The organism is Chryseobacterium pennae (genome assembly GCF_003385515.1).
Lineage (GTDB): Bacteria > Bacteroidota > Bacteroidia > Flavobacteriales > Weeksellaceae > Chryseobacterium > Chryseobacterium pennae.
Map to the genome: position 1 here is coordinate 1 of NZ_QNVT01000013.1, position 19,767 is coordinate 19,767.

A 19,767-nucleotide genomic window follows, 5' to 3' on the forward strand; every position below is an offset into this window, starting at 1 on the left:
ATGGGATAAATACAGAGAAAAATATACTTACCGTTTTGTACTGGCTCCTTATGATAATAAAGACAAAATTACAGGATTATATCGTATTAATTATAATGGAGAATCTGAGTTTTTAATAGATGCCAAAGCTGTTGAGTCTTATAAATCGGATGGAATTCCTTATGATGTTAACTTTTATTTTGCCAAATACAATGCAGAGATTATTTTTAATGATCAAGAAATGTTAGAGGTTTTTGGTGAAATGAGAAAGTTATACCCTGATCAACCAATAGACATTGTTCTGGTTCCCGGCTTTATGTATAATGATTTTAAAGTAGTTGTACAGTGTAAAGATAAAAAGATAGCTTTAGAGAAATTTAAAGTAAAAAGAATCTGGGGTGGCTAGAATTACCACCATAAAGCTGATTTTCAGTGTGATGGTCTTACTTTCTTTATTACATAACTGTGGTAAAGAAGGAAGGATTGTAAAACATAAATTTCCTTATATGGTTACGGTAACTGCACCTAAAGAATATCCAATAGAAGTACATGAAGGATGGTTATTGAATAAAGACAAAAAGCTCATCTGTGGAATGCCTAGATCTGGTAAAGAGAACCAAGGCTGGGCAAATGATGGTACTGAGGCAGGGCAAGGAGGAAGTGAAATTCCTACTCATCTAAATCTTACCTATATAGCGTATGCAGAGAAGAAATTTTATACTGTAGATGCAGATTTGCCATCGGCTAAGATTCTGGAAGGATTTCGCAAAGGTTTTTCATTGGTAGAAGTCCCTAATGATCAGAATATTTATACAGATGTGAAACATAGTACTTATGATAGATTTACAGTAGGAGCCGCACCTGGAGGTGTTATTGTAGTCTGGTTATCAGCTGGACATCATAGAGTTGAGATTTGTAGGTTACAAGCCAAGGAAATTTTTATTGATAAGGATAAGTTTAGACCTAGCCCTGATCCAGACGAAACACAAGAACAATTTTTTAATACATTTTATCAGGTTGCTGTCAAGGATAGTGTAAGGAATGATATTAGTAAGAATGGTATTCCATTTGGTCTTTGGGATAAGTATCGCACTAAGTACAAATACCGTTTTATCTTAAAACCATACGATGGAAAAGATAAGATTGTCTTTGAATCTATACGTTATTACAACGGAGAGGCAGTAATCTATTATCCTCAGGATTTATCTAAACAGGATTATAGGGTAGCAGGACTCCCTTATAATGTGAGTATTTCCTTTACAAAATATAATACAGAAATCTTTTTCAATGATAAAGAACTGATGAGAATTTTTGAAAATTTTAAGCAAAAATATCCTGACAAACCTGTAGATATAGTACTGGTGCCTACATTTATGTATAATGAAATTGCTTTATATGTAGAGTGTAATGGTGAAAAAATTAAATTGGAAAAAGCAAAAGTAGATAAAATTTGGGGTGGCTAGAATTAATTTCATAAGGTTGGTTATCAGTACAATAATCTTACTTTCTTTATTACATAACTGTGGTAAAGAAGGAAAGATTGTAAAACATAAATTTCCTTATATGGTAACGATGTCAGCTCCCAAGGAATACCCTATAGAAGTGCATATCGGAGTTTTAAAAGATGAGAAAAAAGAACTGATATGTGGAGTACCTAAAGCAGGAGTTACAACAGGGAGTTGGCAGTATGATGGAGTTGAAGCTGGTCAGGGCGGGAGTAGAATTCCATCCCATCTGGATCTTACTTATGTCAGTTATGCAGAAAAAAAATTCTGGCGGGTAGATGCTGATTTACCTAAAGAGAAAATACTTCAATTGTTTAGAGAAGGTTTTATGGTGGAAGGTAATCCTGATAGTAATGGTGAAATTCCTTGGGAAGAAAGTACATACGACGGAATTACTATAGGAGCAGCGCCTGGAGGGGTTGTTGTTGTTTGGTTATCAGGAAATCATCACCGCAGAGAGGTTTGTCGTTTACAGGCAAAGGAAATATCTGTAGATAAAAATAAGTTTAGGCCCCATCCACAATATGATGAAACTCAAGAACAATTTTTTGATAAAAAATATTCAATAAATATTTCTGATAGTACAAAAACAGCAATTGTAAAAACAGGTATTCCTTTTGGGTCATGGGATAAATACAGAGAAAAATATACTTACCGTTTTGTACTGGCTCCTTATGATAATAAAGACAAAATTACAGGATTATATCGTATTAATTATAATGGAGAATCTGAAATTTTAATGAATGCAAAATCTGTTGAAACGTATAAATCAGATAGTGTTCCTTATGATGTTAATTTTGACTTTACTAAATACAATGCAGAGATTGTTTTTAATGATCAAGAAATGTTAGAGGTTTTTGGTGAAATGAGAAAGTTATACCCTGATCAACCAATAGACATTGTTCTGGTTCCCGATTTTATGTATAATGATTTTAAAGTAGTTGTACAGTGTAAAGATAAAAAGATAGCTTTAGAGAAATTTAAAGTAAAAAGAATCTGGGGTGGCTAGAATGAATATAAAATGGATAAAAAAAGTATACTATCAAACCTTAACAGAGGACAGCTGTCCATCCGCTTGAAAAAAATTAATGAAATTGATTTCACCTTTGCCTCCTTAAAAATATTCTACAAGCTTATTAAACCTTTGCGTAAAAATTAATAAGTCCAATTACAAACGCTATAAAGAACAGCACCCATAGTAAATAGGGTGTTTTTTTATTTATTTTTACGCCAAACAAATCTTAAATAAAATTAAATGCTGAACATAAAAAGGCTGTTAGCTGTTGCAGTCCTATTGTCAATATATTCCTGTTCATCCAATAAGCTTATTGGTTCATGGGAATTTATAGAACTATATGAAGGGACAGTGCCAAAGATAGATACCCTGAAAAACAAGCAGAACCGCTCCAGATACGGAACAGGTATTTTGAGTTTTCACCCCAATAACTCCTTTGATTCCAAAGATCTTACTGGAAATTACCAAAAGGAAAATAACCTGTTGAAAATGAAATACAATGAAAGTAAGGATACAATACGAATGAAAATTGCTTATATCAATAAGGATTATTTGCTGTTGTCATCAATGTCTGAGAAGTCTGATACCTGGTTTTATAAAAAAATAAAAGCAAAAAAATAGCTTTCCCTGAAAAACTGAAAAATTGAAAATTATCAGGTATTTTATTGCCAAAAGACAAAGATTTTTAGAAATTTTAATCCTATTTTTGTTAAAAGATAATATTGAAAGCCCGGAAAACTTTCAATAAAGCAGATCATAATGATCGTCAGTAGAATATTTAAAATTAAATATGAAAAAAGTACTATACACATTGATGCTGGTTGCAGTTGTTTCCTGTGGGAAAGTTTCCCCAAAAGGAAATATTGAAAAGAAAGATGTGGACGTTCCGGAATTTGTAAACCTGGATCTGAACGGTAAATTCCGTGTATTTTATGCCAGAGGCCCGAAAAACTTTGTGGAAATAGAAACCTATCCAAACGTAGCGAGTAACCTTGATGTAGAAGTAAAGGACAAGACCCTTACCATCAAAGAAAAAAGAGGAACAAAAGGCGTAGACTTCTACAATGTAACTATCTATTCAAAATATAATCTTGAAAAAGTAGCCGTTTCAGACTCCGTAGAAGTGAATATTTCAAGTGAAATTAAAACCGATAATTTCAGACTGAATATGAAAAATAATGCAAGCTTCATGGGATCTGTCAACACAAGAAGGGCAGAAGTGGAAATGCATAACAGAAGCCGTGCTAACTTTTTAGGATTAACCAAAGATGCAGTGATAAAGATTTCCGATACCGCAAGTCTAATTGCCCCTTACTGGAAAATTACCAATCTGAATATCGATTCCAAAAATGGAAACTATGCTGAGGTGAACGTAAAAGACTCTTTAAAAGGAAATATTCAGAACACCGCAAAATTCATCTACTATAATGATCCGATCAGAGCATTTAAAGTAGAAAAAACAACAAAAGTTGAAAATAAGAAATTAGAGTAGAGAGCTGGAAGATGGGAGTTGGAAGCTGGAGGGAATTCCAGTGTACCAAACGATTCTTTCTCTTTTTAATAAAAATAATGAAATAAAAGGCAGAAGTCTGAATTAGGGGATGCAATATCTTCCATCTCCCAGCTTCCTACTTCCAGCCTGGTAAATAAGATAAATAATAAATCAAAAGCTGAAAGGTTGAATCCGGGACAAAAACAACCTCCCTCTTCCAGCCTCCAGCTTCCAAACTAAACTAAATATGAACACATTAGAAAAAGCGAAACTTTGGTTAAGTGAGACCTTTGATGAAGAAACGAGAAAGGCAGTACAGGCATTAATCGACAGCAATTCCCCGGATCTGGAAGATTCATTCTACAGAGAACTGGAATTCGGAACAGGAGGAATGCGTGGAATAATGGGAGTAGGAACCAACCGCTTAAATAAATATACATTAGGACAGGCAACTCAGGGATTGGCTAACTATATGCTGGAGCAGTTCAAAGGAGAGGAAATTAAAGTAGCTATTGCTTATGATGTTCGTCACAATTCAAAAGAATTCGGAAAACTGGTAGCAGATGTTTTGACGGCAAACGGAATTAAAGTATTGCTTTTCAAAGATCACAGACCAACTCCTGAATTGTCTTTCACAGTTCGTGATAAAAAATGTAACGGAGGAATTGTATTAACCGCTTCCCACAATCCACCTGAATATAATGGATACAAAGTATATTGGAATGACGGTGCACAGATCGTTCCACCAAACGATGAAGCCATTATCAAAGAAGTATATTCTGTAAAATTCGAAGAAATTAAATTCAACGGAAATGATGATCTGATCGAATGGATCGGAGAGGAGCAGGATGACGTTTACATTGATGCATGTATTGAAAATTCTACGTATCAGAACGAAGGAAAAGAAAACTTAAATATTGTTTTCACTTCCATTCACGGAACCACTTATACTACCATTCCAAAAGCGTTAGCAAAAGCTGGCTTTAAAAAAGTAGACCTGGTTAAAGAACAGATGATTCCAAGTGGAAACTTCCCAACCGTAGATTCTCCAAACCCAGAAGAGCCTGCAGCATTGGAAATGGCTATGGATCTAGCAAAGATTACCAATGCGGATATTGTGATCGGAACAGATCCGGATGGTGACAGATTAGGAATTGCGGTAAGAAACCTTGATGGTGAAATGCAGTTATTGAACGGTAACCAAACTAACACTATCCTTACATATTACATCCTGAACGAATGGAGAAAGCAGGGAAGAATTACAGGAAAAGAATTCATCGGGTCCACCATTGTTACCTCAGATATTTTCTATGATATTGCACAGAAATTCGGTGTTGAGTGCAAAGTAGGTCTTACAGGATTCAAATGGATCGGAAAAATGATCCGTGAAGCAGAAGGAACTCAGAAATTTGTGTGTGGTGGAGAAGAAAGCTTCGGATTCATGACCGGAGATTTTGTTCGTGATAAAGACTCTTGTGGAAGTATCCTTCTGGCTTGCGAAATTGCAGCCTGGTGTAAAGCCAACGGGAAAACAATGTACCAATACATGATCGAAATCTATGAAGATCTGGGGATGTACTTTGAAGGATTAATCAATATTGTTAGAAAGGGAAGACAAGGTGCTGAAGAAATTCAGGATATGATGAAAAACTTCCGTGAAAACCCTCCAAAAGAATTGGCAGGTTCATTAGTGGAAGAAGTGAAAGACTTTAAAGAGCAGACAAGCCTTACCATTTCATCAGGAGAGAAAAAAGTAATGAACGACATTCCGCAGTCTAACGTATTGATTTATTATACACAAGACGGTACTAAAGTTTGTGTAAGACCCTCAGGAACAGAACCAAAAATTAAATTCTATGTTTCAGTAAAAGACTCTATCTCTTCTGAAGCAGATTTTAAAGATAAACTGAAATCATTGGAAGCTAAAATTCAGGCCGTTAAAACAGATTTAAAACTGGATTAATCTCTGAAAGCAGATATGATAAAAAAAATAATAACAGTTTGCATACTGTCTGCAGCTGTAGTTTCCTGTAAAAAGGAGACTGCAGTTCCGGACGGAAAACCTGCAAACGACTCAATCGCTAAAAACGAAACCAAAGAGGATCAGTACAAACCCATTGATACAGCCTGTTCTGCCAATAATAAAACGGAAGACTATATTAAAGCTTTGCAATGGTATCGTACTAAGATTGATAAAGAGATTGCAGGAAACAGTCCGGAGCAGAACAACAAAGTGTATGAAGATTATGTGAAAATCAGAGAGAAATACACCGAGTGTTTTAACAATTCTCAAACTGAAATCCTTGACAAATATATTGATTATCATACAGGACCGGATACTTATAATCTGCCGGATAATATAAAGAAAATGGCTGCTGAGTTGAATAAAGCAGGTCTTGAATTCCACGAAATGGGTGAAGGTCTTACTGAAATTCACTCGCTGCCGGGATATTATGCATCTGTTTTCAAGAATAAAGTAACTCCTGATTATGATGCTTACATCTCACAGATAGCAAAAGATAATAAGGAAAACTATGCTGTGAACGGCGGACTTTTGATTACCTGGGAAGAATTAGGGGACCGATTGATCGAATGGGAGAATTTTATCAATAAATATCCCAAAAGCCCATTACTTAAGGCTGCAAAAGATAATTATCACAATTATTTGTTAGACTATCTTCTGGGAATGGACAGTGATCGGATTTATGACAGTGAGGAAGGAAAAATTTATGATGATAAAAGAGAAGCTTACAGCAAGCTCATCAAAAAATATCCGAATTCCAATACCGCAAAAAAAACTAAAGAACTAATAGCCGCTTATGATGCCCACACACCTGTGGATCAGATAGAAGACAAAATTAATCTGAGAAGATAATATTAGTAAATTTTAAATAAGAATAAAGTGAAAGTTTCAAAATTAGCAGCGAACCTGATCGGTTCTGAAATTGTAAAAATTGGTAACGAAGTAAATGATCTAAAAGCAAAAGGTGCAGAAATTGCCAATCTTACTATTGGTGACCTGAATTCTAATATCTATCCTATTCCGGCATTGCTGAAGGAAGAGGTTCAGAAAGCCTATCAGAATAACCTGACAAACTATCCACCTGCCAACGGACTTTTATCTTTAAGAAAAGAAGTTTCCAAAGACTTAAAAAACAGATGGAACCTGGATTATTCTCCAAATGACATTTTGATTACAGCAGGATCAAGACCTTTGATCTATGCAGTATACAAAACCATCGTAGATGAAGGAGATAAAATAGTATATCCTACACCATCATGGAACAATAATCACTACGCTTACCTTACTTCAGCGAATGCAGTAGAAGTAAAAACAAAGCCTGAAACCAATTTTCTTCCAACAGCAGATGATTTAAGACCTCATTTGGATGGAGCAGTTTTATTAGCACTTTGTTCACCATTGAACCCAACAGGAACAATGTTCACAAGAGAACAGCTTTCAGAAATCTGTGAGTTGGTAATTGCTGAAAACAAGAAGAGAGGAGCAGATGAAAAGCCGTTATACTTAATGTATGACCAGATCTATTCTAACCTTACTTTTGGTGCAGAACACGTAGATCCGGTTTCTCTTTTCCCTGAAATGAAAGAATATACCGTATATATTGATGGAATTTCAAAATGTCTGGCTGCTACAGGAGTACGTGTAGGATGGGGATTCGGTCCTGCGCATATCATTGATAAAATGAAAGCACTTCTTACGCACGTTGGAGCATGGGCACCAAAACCGGAGCAGGAAGCAACAGCAAAATTCTATGAAAACCCTGAAAATGTAAACGTATTCGTAGAAGATTTTAAAGGAAAGCTTGAAGAAAGTTTAAAAGTTCTTCACGGCGGAGTTCAGGATCTGAAAGCAAAAGGTTTAGCAGTAGACAGTATTGAACCGATGGGAGCACTTTATCTTACCATCAAATTGGATTATATCGGAAAAACAAAACCGGATGGAGCTGTTATTGAGAACTCTTCAGACCTTGTATTCTACCTGATTAATGATGCTGGTGTTGCTCTAGTTCCATTCTCAGCATTCGGGGAAGATAAATCAGAACCTTGGTTCCGTGCTTCTGTTGGAGGATTAGCTGTAGATGAGATCAAAGTAATGCTTCCAAAATTGGAAACAGCTTTGAATAATCTGAAATAATTTCAAACAAACATATACTTCGACTCCGTTCAGCAAGACATTGTTAAAATATACAAATAGTATTAGCATTGTCACGCTGAGCGGAGTCGAAGCTTTTTTATAACCTAATAACTCATGAAACCTTCCAAAAAAGCCTTTATTGAAACAAAATATTTGTTTTATTCCAAACTGGCTATAATTCCAATAGTGATCATCAGTGTTTGGCTTTCCGGGAAAGGAGGTCATAGGTCCCTATTTCAAAACTCTATAGTATCAACCTCTATTCTTGCAGGTGTGTTTTTCCTGTTCATTACTTTAGGATTGTATTATGGTCTGAAATTAAAAGATAATGTTGGAAGTATTTTAAATAGTGAAAGAATAAAGAAGTATACTGACAAAACCCCTTCAATTGATGGCTTTGATTTTGACCCTCCTGCAGTAGGAGACGGAATAGGGGGGGCTATCCTTTCAGTGGTTGTGTGGATTATATTTTCCATTGTGCTTATATTTCTTTCTTATTTCTTAGGACTTTTCTTTTGGTCAGCTTTATTATTTCTGACCGCCATGCTATATTGGATTTTTTTCAGAGCATTGAGATTAGTTTTTAAAAACTCAGGTAAATGCAAAGGAAATATGATAAAAAGTCTTGGATTTGGGGCTTTCTATTCATTTTTATATGTTTCCTGGATTTATGGAATCATTTTCCTTGTCAATTATATAAATTAAGGTCCGGTTTTTATTCCATAAAAATTAAATAAACATTAAAAATTAAGCAAACGCTTTGTACAAAGTCAGCTAGGAATTATCTTTGAGCCCTTTATAAGCTAAGAATAAACAGGGTTGAAAACAACAATGATGAAAAAATTGAGATTTTTGCTATTGCCAATGTCTGTATTGGTTTATTCACAGGAGGTGGATACATTGCAGGTTAAAGAATTATCACAAGAGCTTGAATCTCCAAAAGTACAAACTTATACTTTTAAAGACGGTTCTGTGCGAACCTATCCAAAACCTAAACTGCTGGATTTCGTAACCAAACTTCCCCGAAACTTTATCAATACCAATAAAGATTTTGTAGCAAAAGATCATGCCTATTATTTAGGAGGCGCTGTTGCATCTACATTGATCCTTTTACCTTTTGACCAGAAATTAATTGATAATTCAAGAGAATTGGGAGAAAGATGGGGGATGGATAAAGATAACAATTATACCAAACTGGGGGGCGTTTTCAAAATTCCCAAAGACATTGGATCTACATTATATCTTATAGGAAATGGTTCTACATTAGTGTTTCTTGGAATCGGTTTTGGAGCCTACGGTTTAATTAAAAATGATTACAGAGCACAGGCAACCGCCAGTGGATTAATGGAAAGTTTAATCCTTTCCGGAGTTTTCACCCAAACCATTAAAAGAATTACCGGAAGAGAAAGCCCTTTTATCGCAGAAGAAAATGGAAATAAAGGCGGTGCATGGAATCCCTTTCCAAGTTTCTCAGCATTTGGTAAAAATACCTCAAACTATGATGCAATGCCATCGGGACACTTAACAACCTTTATGGCCGGGATTACGGTTATTGCAGACAACTATCCGGATGCACGATGGATAAAGCCTGTAGGATATACATTAGCTGGAGCCTTATGCTTTCAGATGATGCAGAGCAAAGTTCACTGGGCCTCAGATTATCCGTTAGCCTTATTAATGGGTTACTTTATTGGAAAAACAATATCAAAAAGCAGATATACAACTTCAGAAGGAACAATAGGAAAAACAAAATATAAATTTGACCTTATGGCCTCCCGCCAATGGGAATACAATATGGTAGGCGTAAAACTATCTTTTTAATATACTGACTCATTTAATAAAAATCTATACCCGATTCTCACATTTTCATAGAAGATGTGGGAATTTTGTTTTTTTGAAGGATAAAAAAATCATAGAATTGAATAGAGAAATTGCACACAATACCACATTTTATAGAGCAAAGTAGAATAGTTTTCACTATTTTTGGTCTGAATAAGCCCTGTCAATCGTCTTTTTGGAGACGAGGGCTTGAAATGACTTAATTAATATCGTACTGAATGAAAATAATCGCTGTCATCCCTGCGCGCTATGAAGCCAGCCGTTTTCCGGGAAAACTGATGCAGATACTGGGAGAAAAAACTGTTATTACCACGACCTATCAGAATGTAGTGGAAACAGGTTTGTTTGATGAGGTATTTGTAGCAACAGATTCTGAAATCATCTTGGAGGAAATTACTAAGAATGGAGGAAAAGCTGTAATGACAGGACAACACGAAACAGGAAGCGACCGTATTGCCGAAGCGGTACAGAACATAGATTGCGATATCGTGATTAATGTTCAGGGCGACGAGCCTTTCCTTAAGCTGGAACCTTTGAAACAGTTGATTGAAGTTTTTAAACAAGACGATCAACAGGAAATCTCTCTGGCTTCCCTAAAAATAAAACTGTCAGAAAAAGAAGAAATAGAAAATCCGAATAATGTAAAAGTAATTACAGATAATAATGGTTTTGCTTTATATTTCAGCCGTTCTGCAATTCCTTTTCACAGAGAAATTTCTTATGATGTAAGCTACTTTAAGCACATTGGAGTATATGCATTCAGAAAAGAAGCTTTATTACAGTTTTCAAAACTGGAAATGAAATCTTTGGAAATATCCGAAAAGATTGAATGCATCCGCTATCTGGAATACGGAATGAAAATCAAAATGATAGAAACCAATTTCGTTGGAGTAGGCATTGATACGCCGGAAGACCTGGAAAAGGCGAGGAAGCTGATTTGATCTCAAAATTTGAAAATGAGATCATTTGAGAATGTAATAATACCATTTTACTTTCTCTGGCTTTTTGCTTTTTATCCCAATTCCCCTTATATTTGAATTGATAAATAAGTTATTTTGGTCAGGATCTTATTTTTAATCGCATTATTTTACGGTTCAGTTTTGAAATCTCAGGATCTGAATCATAAAAAATTCTATGCCCAGATTCATCATAGCTGTGTGGCAACTACCAATGGAGCCTATGATAGATATACTTTTCTGGTCCTGGAATTTAAAAATAATATAATATATCCGGCGTATTTACAGATACCTTCCGGAGAGTAAAACAGCAAAGATCCTGTTACTTATAAATATGAAAATAAAATATTATATCTTACAAAAACGTTAGGTTTTAAAGAAGATCCGGGACTGATTTTTAAATATGTAAATGGAAATCTGGTTCCGCAAAATAAAAAAAGCAAGCCAGACTTGATTTTTCGACCTTCTTTAAAGAACTATTTTAATAAAATTAAATGAAAAAAATAATATACTTAATCCTTTTTACCGTTACAAGTTCATTGTATTATGGCCAGACTGCAAAGGAAATTATAGATAAAAATATTGAATTATCCGGAGGCCTAACCAATTGGAAGCTGTTAAACTCCGTATTGCTGCAAGGAAAAGTAGTATTGGGAATTAAGGATGAGTATCCTATAAAAATATACCAGCAGAGACCTAATCTTACCAAAACGATCATTGTAATTGGAGGAAAAGAAACTGCGATTGAAGGTTTTGACGGAAACAAAGGCTATGCAATGAACTATGCAGCCAATAAACTTCAGGTGTATCCGGAATATGTACCGGAAAATTTTGATAATGATTTTATTGACTGGGAAAATAAAGGCTTTGATGCCAAATACCTTGGAAAGGAAAAAGTAGGCGAGATCTATTGCCATAAAGTAGAGCTGACCAAGAATGTGAATAAGAATATGTATTATTTTGATACAACCACTTATATGCTTTTAAAGGAAATTAAAAAAGAAGAAACGGTAGTATATTCCGATTATAAAAAAGTAGGAAACCTTACGATGCCTTTCAGAATAGAATCTTCAAGTCCTAAAAAAGATGGTGATTATGTGATGCTTCTTAACAGAATAGATATTAACAAGGTCTTTCCGGCGAATATATTTAAGTTTTAATTCATCAGCAGTTCCGGCTGCTTAAATTTATAAGAAATGAAAAATATTTTTTTAATGCTGCTTTCTTTCATGGCGTTTCTGCAAAGCTGCACCAATCAAAAAAGTGAAATTTCTCAAGCAAAAACCAAAGAACTTATGGGAAAAACAATATATGACTTTAAAGTAGAAAGCCTTGACGGTAAGGAAATCAACTTTGCTGATTTCAAAGGAAAAAAAATCCTGATCGTGAATACAGCTTCAGAGTGCGGATTTACTCCTCAGTATGCTGATCTTGAAAAACTATATGAAGAATATAAAGACAAATTGGTAATTGTAGGTTTCCCAGCCAATAACTTTGGCGGACAGGAACCAGGAAGCAATGCTGAAATCGGAACATTCTGCCAGAAAAACTATGGAGTAACATTCCCAATGGCCGCAAAAGTTTCTGTAAAAGGAGATGATACAGCACCTATCTTTAAATATTTAACAGAGCAGGAATTAAACGGAGTGAAGAATACAACTGTTCTTTGGAACTTCACCAAATTCCTGATTGATGAGAACGGAAAACTGATTGATACTTATGTAAGTACAACCAAGCCTACAAGTGATGCCATTACAAAGCATTTGAAATAAATAAAAAGTAAATTTATATACAGAAAGTGGATGCTATCATCCACTTTTTTTATTTTTGAATAAATAATAACTCATGAAAAAAATATTTTTTGCAGTTTGTATTGTAGCCGCTTTTTTATCAGGATTTGCCTTTAAAGCAGTTACAGAAAAAGAATCTGATGATCTGAAAAGAGTAACAGGGATTGGTGGTATCTTTTTTAAATCTAAAGATCCAAAAAAAATAAGAGAATGGTATCAGCAACATTTGGGCCTTGAAGTTAATGAATACGGATCTGTTTTTGAATGGTATCAGGGTGCTGATAACTCTAAGAAAGGGTTCAGCCAATGGAGTCCTTTCAGTGAAAAAACAAAATATTTTCAACCTTCTGAAAAAGATTTTATGATTAATTACCGGGTACAGGATCTTGAAAAGTTGGTAGAACAGTTAAAAAAAGAAAATGTAACCATTCTGGATAAAATTGAGAGCTATGACTATGGAAAATTCGTCCATATAATGGATATTGAAGGCAATAAAATAGAGCTTTGGGAGCCTAATGATATCGAATATGAAAAGCTGGGACAAAGTATGGGGAGTAAGACTACAAAATAAATTATATTTTTGTTCCGAATCTTTAAATAAAATACAAACTAAATCAAAGAATCTGTACAAATCTGTGGGTAAATAAAAATTACCACAGATTGCACGGATTTATACAGATTTTTTAGGATACTATTTTATCATCTATCAATTACCTTATCTGCAAAACAAAAAATATTTCCAAGCTTAATACTGGAGTAGCCATTACTTTTTATCTTAGAAGAATTAATCATAGCTTTTGCTAAAATATCTGTAGGCAAAGGCTTTTGACTTTCCAATAACCCTAGTTTATTCGCAAATTTTATAATCCGGCTGCCCAAAACTTCTCCCGTTCTTTCAGAATCTTTTCGCTCAAGCATTCCGGGTTTAAAAATGGTGATCTTATTAAAATGTAATTGTTTTACAGCGTCTTCCAGTTCTCCTTTCATTTTAGAATAAAAAATCCTTGATTTCGGATCAGCACCATAAGCAGAAACAAGTATATAATCTTCCACATCATTCTCTCTGGCAGCTTTCGCAAATTCATATTGGTAATCAAAATCTACTTTTTTCTGAGCTTCCTTGCTTCCTGCATTTTTCAGAGTAGTTCCCAGACATGAAAATGCAACATCTCCCTTCACCATCTCTTTCCATTCTTCAGGTTTTTCAAAATCCACAACATGAACTTTAAGTCTTTCATTCTCAATGTCAACAGGTTTTCGTACAAAAATATCGACTTCCTCAAAAGCCTTGTCGTTGAGTAACTGATTAACCAGATCTTTTCCTGTAGCGCCTGTAGCACCGATTACTAAAGCTTTCATAACAATAGGGGTTTATGTAATGGTATTTTCTTTCTTAAATTTACTAAATTTGAATAAAAGATAAAAGATAAAAGATAAAAGATAAAAGATCTTATCATTAAATATCTTACCCATCAATCATCATTTATAAATTGTCATTAATCATATTACTCATTATTAATTACTTGTAAAAAACCATGGATGCCAACGAAATACTAGACTATTGTCTTTCCAAAAAAGCAGTTACAGAAAGTTTCCCATTTGACAACGAAACCCTTGTACTGAAGGTAGACACCAAGATGTTCCTGCTAATGAGTCTGGAAAGACAGCCATTATCCATCAATGTAAAGACAGATCCAGAGTGGAGTGCAGAGCTTCGGGAGCAATATTCCCAGATTGAAGGAGCTTACCATATGAATAAAACCCATTGGAACTCTGTTGCAGTAGATGGGTTAAAAAGAGATTTGATCTTAAAACTTATTGATCAGTCATATGATCTGGTTTTTAAATCGCTGACAAAGAAAAGTAGGGAGCTTATTAATAATTCGTAAAATTTTATTTTTGATCAGCATATCGTACCTGTAAGAATTAAATATCATCTTACATTTTTATTAATTCTTATCGTATTCAATCATGTTGGTTTGTAAAAGCAATAGTTGATTTTTGCCATTCCTTAGCATTGCGGTTGCTGTTTTATCCTTTTGGCTAATATTAAATTCTATTGTAGCCTTGGTATTTTTTTGATGATTAAAAAAAGAATCAAACTGTTTAAAGGTTTTTTCTTCATTAAACTCAAAATCTACAGCGCATCGGTTACCGTTTTTATCATACCATTTAATATATACATTTTTAGGAATGCCACGTTCTTCATAGATGTTGTTTTGAAGGGTTTCATCAAAAAATACAAAACGCTCAGCATTGTAAAACCTAAAATCAGCATCAGAGATTTTTATTTCCGGAGATACTACAAAGGTTGGACACCAGTTGTAACGTGTTCGCAATTTGTCCCAATAACCATAAGGGATAGGTTTGTTTTTTGTATGCTGTTGTGTTTTAAAAGGTATAATAGTGGTATCTGTTAATACTTTTTTGCGCCATTCCTGATTAAATACATCTCCATATTTAAGTCCTTCTCCATCAATTACTGGTTTGGTGATATTTACTTTTTCTGCAGAGTAGCGGCCAATTTCTATTTGACGACGCCCGCTGCTGCCAGCCCATACCACTAATATTCCTCCCGGAGCAAAACCCATAATAACACTGTTATAGTTTTCCTGTGTTTTTCTTTTACCTATTTGCTCAGTATAGGGTGTATTGAAGAGCATTTGCAGTTTGTTATAATCAATAGGACTGTTCAACCGGTAAAAACAATCTTCTGCAAATGAATACCAGGTAAGATCCAGTTCCTTGGGGAGTGACATTGTTTTCTTATTTGTATTGCCTCCGTCTTCACCCCATTTTGCACCGTAATTTACAGTATTCCCTTCATTAAAGGTAAATTCATATCTTTCATTATTGGAAAGTAAAAAAATACCTTTGTATAACTGCACGGGATAAGCATCTGGATTACTCATTGAACCACGCCATCCTTCTCCGGTTGCCTTTATATTACCTGTAGAAGCTACTGTTTCTTGTCTTTCATTATGTTGCACAATGTTATATACAATAGAGATAACAACAATATATATGATAATGACCGGAAGTAGCGTTTTGTATGATCTAATGGCCCAGGTTATTAGAATACTGCTGAAAACCGTCAAAAAAATACTCAGGATTAAAATGATGGGAAACATTTCTGAGATAAGATCACCCAAATCAGCATACAGCTTGTGTTCATATTCATCACCTAACGTACTCACAAATAATAAGACAGGCAAAAGCACACAGGAAGTAAGGTAAAATATAAAACCATAAGCCAGTTCAAAGATTATATTGGGCTGATCAAGTAGGTTTAACTTTCTGCGAATGCCATTAAAACAGAAATAGAATAGGGTAATTAAAATAAAATAGGGTGAGCAGAATAGTGCTGCATATACCAGATTTAAATCGGCATTCTGTGTACATAACATGCCCGCTAAACTCAATATGGTAACCAGAATAGCGGAGATAATAGATTTGAAAATCATTTTATTATAGAATATCTATTTTGTTTTAAAGTTCGTACATCCGTTAGTATTTGTTGACTTTCTGCTAGTAGTCCATTCAGTCAGATTATTTACAAAAGATGTGAGGTTTAGTTACAACCTGAAGTGATACTAAGTAAATATAAATAAAATAATAAACCAAAATAGTTTTTATTGATTTATTATTAATGTTTAATAGACTTTTAGTGTATTTTTCAATACTGTTTTAAACTTATTTTTAATTATTTGGCATAAAATATAGGCAATTATTCTTTGTGAAATTAAAATTTTAAAGATATAGGTACGAATTTTGTTGTCAAATAGCTGTGAAATATTAAATTGAAATTAATTAAAATAAGAATAAATGAAAAATCACTTTTTATTATTCATGGCAGCTGGTACATTGATGCTATCAAGTTGTAATAAAGCAGAAAAGAAAACAGCTCCTGAAGCTTCAGTATCTGAAAAGGTTGCAGAAAATTCTTCTGATAATCTTAAGATAGAATTTACAGGTACAGAACAATTTACAATCAAAAATCCAAAACTTAAAGTAAGCTTATACGGAATAAGTGAAGGATTACAGGATACTCCTGCCACATTGATTGCAGAAAAGGAATTTGAAGGAAAAGCGATTCCTTTTACGATTGAATTACCATTACCGGCAGATGCTCAAAGCAAAATCAATCCAAAACCTATGAAGGGTGCTAAATATTATATAGCGACTGAATGGGATTCTGATGGTAATGGAAAAGCGAATGAAAAAGGAGATATCTTCATTGATCACGATAAAGCATTTCCGAATGTAAAATTAAATAGTGACACCCAAAAAATCTATGTAAAGATTTTGAAATAAATTTTCAGCAAAATAAATCAAAGGATAGAACAGTTGTAAATAAAAATTTTACAGCTGTTTTTTTAGTTATTTGAACTTCATTCCATGCTCATTTTATCACTTAGAATTATGAGCATGAAAACGATAAAATCCCAATTTTTAAGGTGTCTAAAATGGCTACAATTAGATAAAAGTCTTTCAGCCGATTTGTTTAATAAATGATGAGGCAATAGAAACAAACCTGAATCCAAAATACAGAACGTTCCCGTTTCCGAAATGAGACATTACAAGTTTTTAGAAAAGCTATAAGAATATATTTAAAAATTGTTAGTTTTGTATATTGTATACAATATGCAAAAAAAATGATAACACAAGAAACATTAAAAAGTCAAATAATAAAAGCTTTGTGGCAATTGATTATTGATGAGAAAATATTGCCTGACGAACCCATGAGAGAAGTTCATTTGTCAGAAATACTAAATATTAGTCGTACTCCTCTTAGAGATGCACTTCAGCAATTGGAATGGGAGGGTATAGTAGTATCGGAATTAAGGAAGGGATATCGGCTAGCCAAATTCTCAGAAGATGAAATTATTGAAATTTATCCTCTAAGAGCTAAGTTAGAACCATTTGCACTGGAGCTGTCAGGTATTCCAGATCAAAGAGTTTTGGAAGAACTTATTGAAATCAATATAAATATATTGAATACAAAGACTTCTAAAGAAATTGTGGAGCTAGATGAGCGTTGGCATTTGTTGTTAATTTCCAACTGTCCAAATAAAAGATTACTGAAAATGATAAAGATCTTGCATCGGCAATCACAACGGTATGAATATGCTTATATGGCAATGAATAATACTGTTGAAAAATCAATTACCCAGCATGATAACATAATTACTTGCTTACAAAATGGGCAGCTCCAAAAAGCCGCAGAATTGCTTGCTAAAAATAATTTGGTAGGTGTAGATACCCTCATTAACTGGTTAAATTCTAAAAACAAATAAAATGAAGTATACTTTTATTCTAACCATATTAATAACTATACTACCCCCACAAATGGGATATTCTTTTACATATAAACACGGAAAAACCATTCCGTATGATAGTTTAAGGAAAGGTTATTTTGAAAGTAATCAATGGAATAATTCAATTATAAACTACGAAAAACTACTGTTTCTTGATCCTGAAAATAAAAATGCAGTGGAAATGTTAATTAAAATTAAGGAGAAAATAGATAAACCTAAGACAAAAAATTTTAGCAAGCTAACTAATTTGATCAATCAGTATGCTGAAAATGAAATTAAAAAAGGCAATATAAACTCAATTGCTTTAGCTATTTATAAAAATGGAGCGGTTTTTCAAAATTACTATGGAGAAATTGATAAGGATCATAAAAACAAACCCAATGATAATACTCTATATGAAATTGCCTCTATTTCTAAAGTCTTCGTAGGCTCATTGGCGGCTAAAGCGGTGATCGAAAAAAGAATAAGATTAGATGATGATATTAGAATTTATATGGTTGAAGCATATCCTAATTTAGAATATCAAGGTACACCAATAACAATTAAAAATTTACTAACTCATACTCTTGGGTTTAAAAATAAGATACCAGAAAAGCTAACCAAAGTTAATAAGAGAATAGCTGAAGGTTATTATGAAAGCAGACCTTTTGATTATAATATGTCAACTTTTTTAGAAGAGCTCAAAACAGTAGAACTGAATAAAAAGCCAGGAACATTTTATGACTACAATTCTATAGGTTCAGAGCTAATGGCATATATTTTAGAACAGGTTTATCATAAATCTTATAAACATTTGCTTCAAGATTTTTTGAACGAATTAGATATGACAAATACCTATTTGGAAGATTATCAACAATATAAAGAAAACCTGGCTAATAGTTACACAAGCACTGGTGTATTAGCTCCCATAGAAAAGAATCCTTTATTGGGGGGTGGTTATGGTATTATTACAACATTGCCAGATTTGATTAAACTTATGAAATTTCAACTGGAGAGCAATAATCCCCTTATAAAAGAGTCAACCAGAGTTTTGTTTGAGGATGACCAAGATAATGTTATGGGGAACTTATGGCAAGATATGGGGATTGGTAAAGAAGAAGGATTTTATTATTCGAAAACTGGCGATACAAATGGGGTAAGAAGTGGCATTTTAATTTCTCCAGATAGCAAATATGGACAAATTGTAATTATTAATAACAAATCTGATTTAGCACTTAATGATTGGGAAATACTATTTAACAAAATAGAAACGGACTTGATTAAGTATCCAAAATTAAACTTGAAATCAATATTGAAATCAAAGTTTATATCTGATCCTCAATTGGCTAAAAAATCATTTGATGTTTTAAGCAAACAAGAAGGAAGTTATTTCAATACCAATCTTCAATTTACATTGAATAGTCTTGGATATGATTTATTATATAGCGATAAAGAAGTAAATAATGCCATTACAATATTTGAATTTGCAACAAAAGAGTATCCTGATAATGCAAATTCATTTGATAGCCTTGGGGAAGCTTACTTTGTAAATAAAGAATACAAAAAGGCTATTCTAAATTATAAAAAATCACTTAAACTAGATCCAAATAATGATAATGCTAAAAAACACATTTCTGAAATAAATAAATTAAAATCTGATCATTGAAAAGCAAAGCAATAAGCACTATTACCAAATCATCATCCGATTTTTTTAGAATCTTTATAAAAACTGAGTATT

Annotated in this window: 20 protein-coding genes and 1 pseudogene; 19 read left to right on the forward strand and 2 right to left on the reverse strand. The window is 33.6% G+C overall.

Annotated elements, in window-relative coordinates:
- The 15 genes and pseudogenes from DRF65_RS28445 to DRF65_RS14240 form a co-directional block, all read left to right on the forward strand.
- A pseudogene (locus DRF65_RS28445) lies at positions 1–385 on the forward strand (DUF2931 family protein); the annotation flags it as partial.
- Positions 378–1,442, forward strand: coding sequence for a DUF2931 family protein (locus tag DRF65_RS14175; protein WP_115971420.1), 1,065 nt, complete (start codon positions 378–380; stop codon positions 1,440–1,442). The pseudogene DRF65_RS28445 and the gene DRF65_RS14175, both read left to right, overlap by 8 nt.
- Positions 1,435–2,493, forward strand: coding sequence for a DUF2931 family protein (locus DRF65_RS14180; RefSeq protein ID WP_165852228.1), 1,059 nt, complete (start codon positions 1,435–1,437; stop codon positions 2,491–2,493). Before DRF65_RS14175 ends, DRF65_RS14180 begins: the two co-directional genes overlap by 8 nt.
- A 246-nt stretch (positions 2,494–2,739) precedes the next feature.
- Positions 2,740–3,120, forward strand: a complete 381-nt coding sequence (locus DRF65_RS14185) for a hypothetical protein (RefSeq protein WP_115971422.1) — start codon at positions 2,740–2,742, stop codon at positions 3,118–3,120.
- A 169-nt stretch (positions 3,121–3,289) separates the two neighbouring features.
- A complete protein-coding gene (locus tag DRF65_RS14190) occupies positions 3,290–3,991 on the forward strand; it encodes a GIN domain-containing protein (protein ID WP_115971423.1) in 702 nt (233 codons plus the stop codon).
- A 247-nt stretch (positions 3,992–4,238) separates the two neighbouring features.
- Entirely contained in the window at positions 4,239–5,954 is a 1,716-nt protein-coding gene (locus tag DRF65_RS14195; RefSeq protein ID WP_115971424.1) for a phospho-sugar mutase, read from the forward strand.
- 15 nt (positions 5,955–5,969) lie between these two features.
- Positions 5,970–6,866, forward strand: coding sequence for a hypothetical protein (locus tag DRF65_RS14200; protein WP_115971425.1), 897 nt, complete (start codon positions 5,970–5,972; stop codon positions 6,864–6,866).
- A 27-nt stretch (positions 6,867–6,893) separates the two neighbouring features.
- A complete protein-coding gene (locus DRF65_RS14205) occupies positions 6,894–8,147 on the forward strand; it encodes a pyridoxal phosphate-dependent aminotransferase (RefSeq protein ID WP_115971426.1) in 1,254 nt (417 codons plus the stop codon).
- 114 nt (positions 8,148–8,261) lie between these two features.
- A complete protein-coding gene (locus DRF65_RS14210) occupies positions 8,262–8,852 on the forward strand; it encodes a hypothetical protein (RefSeq protein WP_115971427.1) in 591 nt (196 codons plus the stop codon).
- Between the two features lie 126 nt (positions 8,853–8,978).
- Positions 8,979–9,968 carry a phosphatase PAP2 family protein gene (locus tag DRF65_RS14215; RefSeq protein WP_317126191.1) on the forward strand — a complete coding sequence of 330 codons (990 nt, stop codon included), beginning with the start codon at positions 8,979–8,981 and terminating at the stop codon, positions 9,966–9,968.
- A 236-nt stretch (positions 9,969–10,204) separates the two neighbouring features.
- Positions 10,205–10,927 carry a 3-deoxy-manno-octulosonate cytidylyltransferase gene (gene kdsB / locus DRF65_RS14220; protein ID WP_115971429.1) on the forward strand — a complete coding sequence of 241 codons (723 nt, stop codon included), beginning with the start codon at positions 10,205–10,207 and terminating at the stop codon, positions 10,925–10,927.
- 114 nt (positions 10,928–11,041) lie between these two features.
- Positions 11,042–11,248: a hypothetical protein gene (locus DRF65_RS14225; RefSeq protein WP_115971430.1), complete on the forward strand. Its 207-nt coding sequence runs from the start codon at positions 11,042–11,044 to the stop codon at positions 11,246–11,248.
- A gap of 188 nt (positions 11,249–11,436) precedes the next feature.
- A complete protein-coding gene (locus DRF65_RS14230; RefSeq protein WP_115971431.1) occupies positions 11,437–12,102 on the forward strand; it encodes a histidine kinase in 666 nt (221 codons plus the stop codon).
- A gap of 36 nt (positions 12,103–12,138) precedes the next feature.
- Positions 12,139–12,714: a glutathione peroxidase gene (locus DRF65_RS14235; RefSeq protein WP_115971432.1), complete on the forward strand. Its 576-nt coding sequence runs from the start codon at positions 12,139–12,141 to the stop codon at positions 12,712–12,714.
- Positions 12,715–12,787: 73 nt separating this feature from the next.
- Complete coding sequence (locus tag DRF65_RS14240) at positions 12,788–13,303, forward strand: VOC family protein (RefSeq protein WP_317126192.1); 516 nt, start codon at positions 12,788–12,790, stop codon at positions 13,301–13,303.
- Positions 13,304–13,431: 128 nt separating this feature from the next.
- Here DRF65_RS14240 and DRF65_RS14245 read toward each other — a convergent pair whose 3' ends face one another.
- Positions 13,432–14,091, reverse strand: a complete 660-nt coding sequence (locus tag DRF65_RS14245; RefSeq protein WP_115971433.1) for an NAD(P)H-binding protein — start codon at positions 14,089–14,091, stop codon at positions 13,432–13,434.
- 176 nt (positions 14,092–14,267) lie between these two features.
- On the opposite strand from DRF65_RS14245, the gene DRF65_RS14250 reads away from it, so the two are divergent.
- Positions 14,268–14,621, forward strand: a complete 354-nt coding sequence (locus DRF65_RS14250; RefSeq protein WP_115971434.1) for an MmcQ/YjbR family DNA-binding protein — start codon at positions 14,268–14,270, stop codon at positions 14,619–14,621.
- 60 nt (positions 14,622–14,681) lie between these two features.
- On the opposite strand, the gene DRF65_RS14255 is transcribed toward DRF65_RS14250, so the two are convergent.
- Entirely contained in the window at positions 14,682–16,196 is a 1,515-nt protein-coding gene (locus DRF65_RS14255) for a DUF2931 family protein (protein ID WP_115971435.1), read from the reverse strand.
- 361 nt (positions 16,197–16,557) lie between these two features.
- On the opposite strand from DRF65_RS14255, the gene DRF65_RS14260 reads away from it, so the two are divergent.
- The 3 genes from DRF65_RS14260 to DRF65_RS14270 all read left to right on the forward strand — a co-directional run bounded on the left by DRF65_RS14260 (position 16,558) and on the right by DRF65_RS14270 (position 19,695).
- A complete protein-coding gene (locus tag DRF65_RS14260; protein WP_228438705.1) occupies positions 16,558–17,046 on the forward strand; it encodes a YbaY family lipoprotein in 489 nt (162 codons plus the stop codon).
- A gap of 341 nt (positions 17,047–17,387) precedes the next feature.
- Positions 17,388–18,029, forward strand: a complete 642-nt coding sequence (locus DRF65_RS14265) for a GntR family transcriptional regulator (protein WP_115971436.1) — start codon at positions 17,388–17,390, stop codon at positions 18,027–18,029.
- Position 18,030: 1 nt separating this feature from the next.
- Entirely contained in the window at positions 18,031–19,695 is a 1,665-nt protein-coding gene (locus tag DRF65_RS14270) for a serine hydrolase domain-containing protein (RefSeq protein WP_228438707.1), read from the forward strand.
- Positions 19,696–19,767 lie beyond the last annotated feature (72 nt).